Annotated in this window: 3 protein-coding genes and 2 tRNA genes; 4 read left to right on the top strand and 1 reads right to left on the bottom strand. The window is 69.4% G+C overall.

The window, feature by feature from the left end; genetic code table 11:
• Positions 1–98 precede the first annotated feature (98 nt).
• The gene (locus ABTZ89_RS36410) at positions 99–1331 is read right to left on the bottom strand and encodes an FAD-dependent oxidoreductase (protein WP_351053553.1); all 1233 of its coding nucleotides are present in this window, start codon (positions 1329–1331) and stop codon (positions 99–101) included.
• Positions 1332–1436: 105 nt separating this feature from the next.
• On the opposite strand from ABTZ89_RS36410, the gene gltX reads away from it, so the two are divergent.
• The 4 genes from gltX to ABTZ89_RS36390 all read left to right on the top strand — a co-directional run bounded on the left by gltX (position 1437) and on the right by ABTZ89_RS36390 (position 4187).
• Positions 1437–2933: a glutamate--tRNA ligase gene (gene gltX / locus ABTZ89_RS36405; protein WP_270951127.1), complete on the top strand. Its 1497-nt coding sequence runs from the start codon at positions 1437–1439 to the stop codon at positions 2931–2933.
• 148 nt (positions 2934–3081) lie between these two features.
• A complete protein-coding gene (locus tag ABTZ89_RS36400) occupies positions 3082–3828 on the top strand; it encodes an HAD family hydrolase (RefSeq protein ID WP_270951128.1) in 747 nt (248 codons plus the stop codon).
• A gap of 166 nt (positions 3829–3994) precedes the next feature.
• Positions 3995–4066: transfer RNA gene (locus ABTZ89_RS36395), tRNA-Gln, on the top strand.
• Between the two features lie 48 nt (positions 4067–4114).
• Positions 4115–4187, top strand: a tRNA-Glu gene (locus tag ABTZ89_RS36390).
• The last annotated feature ends 75 nt before the right edge of the window (positions 4188–4262 follow it).

Below are 4262 nucleotides of genomic sequence, written 5' to 3'. Positions count from 1 at the left end.
GCAGGTCTTCGCGCGGGCGCCCGGCCGCTAGCTCGTGGAGGGCGATCGCGGCGACGAGCAGCGTCGCGACGGGTTCCGCCGGTTCCCAGAACGGTCGGTCAAGGCCGGAGCGCGGCTTCCGGTGGGCGTTCGCGGACCGCGCCGTAGGCGAGGACGTACGGCGGGATCTTGCGCAGCCACGGGAGTTTCGCCGTCGCCCGCAGGGGGAGCGGCAGGCGTGCGGTGTTGCCGAAGTCGATCTCGCCGTGCAGGGCCGGCGTGATCACGTTGTCGTGGATCACGCGCTGGAGCCGCTGGATCAGGACGGTCGTCGGCCACCTGCGGCGTTGCACCGCCGCGACGTGCTTGCGCTCCAAGCGGCCTTCGCGCAGCGGTCCGGCCAGGTAGCGGGCCGCTGCGACCGCGTCTTGGACCGCGAGGTTGATCCCGATCCCGCCGACCGGCGACATCGCGTGCGCGGCGTCGCCGATGCACAGCAGACCCGGGACGTGCCACTTGCGCAGCCGGTCCAGGGTGACGTGCAGCAGCTTCACGTCGTCCCAGTCGGCCACCAGGTCCCGCCCGGCCAGCCAGGGGATCTTGTGCACCAGGTCGGCGTTGAACTCCTCGACGGGCCGGTTGCGGCCCTGCGCGTCGGTGCCCTTGGCGATGATCTGGGCCACCTGGAAGTAGTCGCCGCGGTCCAGCATCGCCATGAACGCGCGATCCCGGATCAGCCCGATCGCGCCCACCGGGTCGTCGGGGTGGCGCGGCACCCGGAACCACCGGACGTCCATCGGCGTCGGGAAGTCCTGCAGGCCCAGCTCGGGCATGGTGCGCACGAACGACTTCCGGCCGTCGCAGGCCACCGTGATGGTCGCCCGGAGCTCGCCGGTGCTGCCGTCGGAGGTGCGGTAGCGCACGCCGTTGACGCGGCCGCCTTCGCGGATCAGCTCGGTCGCCTCGGTGTTCATCCGCAGGTCGAAGCAGGGCTCCTGCTTGCCGGCGTCGGCGAGCAGGTCCAGGAAGTCCCACTGCGGGACCATCGCGATGTAGTTGTACTTCATCTTCAGCCTGCTGAAGTCGCCCAGCGCGAACAGCTCGTTGTTCGGGCCGACCGGCACCGACACCCGGTTCAGGCGGCGCTGGGGGAGTTCGTCGAGGCGTTCGGCCAGGCCGAGGTCGTCCAGCAGGTGCAGGGTCGTGGGGTGCACCGTGTCGCCGCGGAAATCGCGCAGGAAGTCGCCGTGCTTCTCCAGCACGGTCACCTCGACGCCCGAGCGGGCCAGCAGCAGCCCCAGGACCACTCCGGCCGGTCCGCCGCCCACGATGCAGCAGGTGGTTCGCTCCATTGCGATCCCTCCCGATGTATTTCAACGTCTGTTGAATAAGCTCAGGATGACTCGCCGGGACGCGCTCGTCAAGCGCCGCCGACCGGTGACTACGCTGGATGTGTTATGAGCACGCCAGAAGCAGCAGCAACAGCCGACGCCAGGCCCCTCCGGGCCCGGTTCTGCCCCTCGCCGACCGGCACTCCGCACGTCGGCCTCATCCGCACCGCCCTCTACAACTGGGCGTTCGCCCGGCACAACAAGGGCACCCTGGTGTTCCGCATCGAGGACACCGACGCAGCCAGGGACAGCGAAGAGTCCTACCAGGCGCTGCTGGATGCGCTGCGCTGGTTGGGGCTGGACTGGGACGAAGGCCCCGAGGTCGGCGGTCCCTACGGCCCCTACCGGCAGAGCGAGCGCCGCGACATCTACGCCGACGTCGCGCAGCGCCTGCTGGCCGCCGGGGAGCTCTACGAGTCCTTCTCCTCGCCCGAGGAGGTCGAGGCCCGGCACAAGGCGGCCGGCCGCGACCCCAAGCTCGGCTACGACAACTTCGACCGCGACCTCACCGAAGAGCAGATCGCCGCGTTCCGCGCCGAGGGCCGCAAGCCCGTGCTGCGGCTGCGGATGCCGGCCCGCGACATCACCTTCACCGACCTGGTGCGCGGCGAGATCACCTTCCCCGCGGGCAGCGTCCCGGACCCGGTCCTGGTGCGCGGCAACGGAGATCCGCTCTACACCCTGACCAACCCGGTCGACGACGCCCTGCAGCGGATCACCCACGTGCTGCGCGGTGAGGACCTGCTGTCCTCCACGCCGCGGCAGATCGCCCTCTACGAGGCGCTGCAGCGCATCGGGGTCACCGACTTCACGCCCGAGTTCGGCCACCTGCCGTTCGTCATGGGGGAGGGCAACAAGAAGCTCTCCAAGCGCGACCCGCAGTCCAACCTGTTCCACCACCGCGACCGGGGTTTCCTGCCCGAGGGCCTGCTGAACTACCTGGCGCTGCTCGGCTGGTCGATCTCCGAGGACCGCGACGTGTTCAGCCTGGACGAGATGGTCGAGGCCTTCGACATCGGCCGGGTCAGCGCCAACCCGGCGCGCTTCGACCAGAAGAAGGCCGACGCGATCAACTCCGCGCACCTGCGGGCCCTCGCGCCGGACGACTTCGTCGAGCGGATCGTGCCGTACCTGGTCAAGGGCGGCGTGCTGCCAAGCGAGCCGACCGAGCAGCAGCTGGCCACCGTGCGCGCCGCCGCACCGCTGGTGCAGGAGCGGCTCATCGTGCTCTCCGACGCGGTCGGCATGATGGGATTCCTGTTCGCCGGTGACGAGTTCGCCCCGGAGCAGGCTTCCGCGGACAAGGCCCTCGGCGAGGACGCCAAGCCGGTGCTGGAAGCGGCCATCAGCGCCCTCGAAGCGCTGCCGGAGTGGACCACCGGTGCCATCGAGCAGGCCCTGAAGGACGCGGTCGTCGACGGCCTGGGCATCAAGCCCCGCAAGGCCTTCGCGCCGGTCCGCGTCGCCGTCACCGGCCGCACGGTGTCGCCGCCGCTGTACGAGTCGATGGAACTCCTGGGTCGCGAGGTCTCCCTCGCCCGCCTCCGCAAGGCCCTGGGCTGACGCCTCCGCACCCCGCGCCGCGGCTGTCCACTGACGGTTCCGACGCGGGGTGCGGTTGCATCTGCGGGAGGTATGTCACGGAAATAGGCCGACAGGATCACTGGGTTGGCCGAATCGGACGCAGCGGGTGAGCGCCTAGCCTCTCGGAGTGACATCCGCTCCCCCCAGCTCCTTCACCCACGAACTCGGACAGCTCAAGGCTGTTTGCCTCGACGTGGACGACACCCTGATGGACGGGCCGCGCGCGTCGCGGCGAGCCCTGCGGGAGCTCCTCGGCACCGACCGGGCCTGGCCGGTGTGGGAGCGGGTCACCGACGACTACTACGGGCGGTACGTCAACAACGAGCTCCGCTTCGACGTGATGTGCGTCGAGCGCACCAAGGCCTTCTTCGCGGCCTTCGGCGAGCAGATCGACTACACCGAGGCCGCCCGCCGGGAAGACCTGCGGATGGCCGCGATGCAGCGCGGCTGGGGCCTCTTCGACGACGCCCGCCCCTGCCTGGACTGGCTGCGCGACAGCGGCCTGCGGCTCGCCGTCATCACCAACGCCCCCAGCGCCTACCAGCGCAAGAAGATCGCTGCCGTCGGGCTGGCCGACGTCTTCGACGTGCTCGTCATCTCCGGCGAAGTCGGTGTCGCGAAACCGGATCCGCGGATCTTCCGCACCGCGTGCGACGCCCTTGGCCTGAGCCCGGGAGAAGTCGCCCACGTCGGCGACCGGCTCGACACCGACGCCCGCGGAGCCGCCAGCGCCGGCCTCCACGGCATCTGGCTCAACCGCGACGGCGCGCCCGCGGCCGCCGACGTCCCGACCATCACGAGCCTCCACGAACTCCCCGAGATGCTCGTCGCCGATCTGCCCGCCATCCCGGCCGTTCCCGAGCTGATCCGCTGAAAGCGCGCTGCGGCCGTCATGACCTGCGGAGATGCCTAAAACCGACCCCCCTGGAAACGGCCTTGGAGGCATGGTCTAAAGTATTTATCAACGCCGCGGACAGCAGTCCGAAAGCCGAAAACCCCTCGGGGAGATCGGAAAAGGACAACTGGCCGGGGTGACACCATGGGGTATGGTGTAATTGGCAGCACGACTGATTCTGGTTCAGTTAGTCTAGGTTCGAGTCCTGGTACCCCAGCGAGAAGGTCGGAAGCTCGGCACGCCGAGAAGATGATCTCTCAAGCGTGGTCCCGTCGTCTAGCGGCCTAGGACGCCGCCCTCTCAAGGCGGTAGCGCGGGTTCAAATCCCGTCGGGACTACAAGGGTGGGAGGGCCCTGTCTACGTAATGCGTAGACAGGGCCCTTTCCGTTTTTCTATTGGGGGGCCGAGCCCC

It is taken from the genome of Saccharopolyspora sp. NPDC002686 (genome assembly GCF_040295745.1).
Lineage (GTDB): Bacteria > Actinomycetota > Actinomycetes > Mycobacteriales > Pseudonocardiaceae > Saccharopolyspora > Saccharopolyspora oryzae.
Note: the sequence above shows the minus strand (reverse complement) of the source record. Positions and strands in the feature narration are given on the sequence as shown.

Coding starts and splice junctions, on each gene's coding strand:
- ABTZ89_RS36410 (WP_351053553.1), bottom strand. CDS start 1,331: ATGGAGCGAACCACCTGCTGCATCGTGGGCGGCGGACCGGCCGGAGTG.
- gltX (WP_270951127.1), top strand. CDS start 1,437: ATGAGCACGCCAGAAGCAGCAGCAACAGCCGACGCCAGGCCCCTCCGG.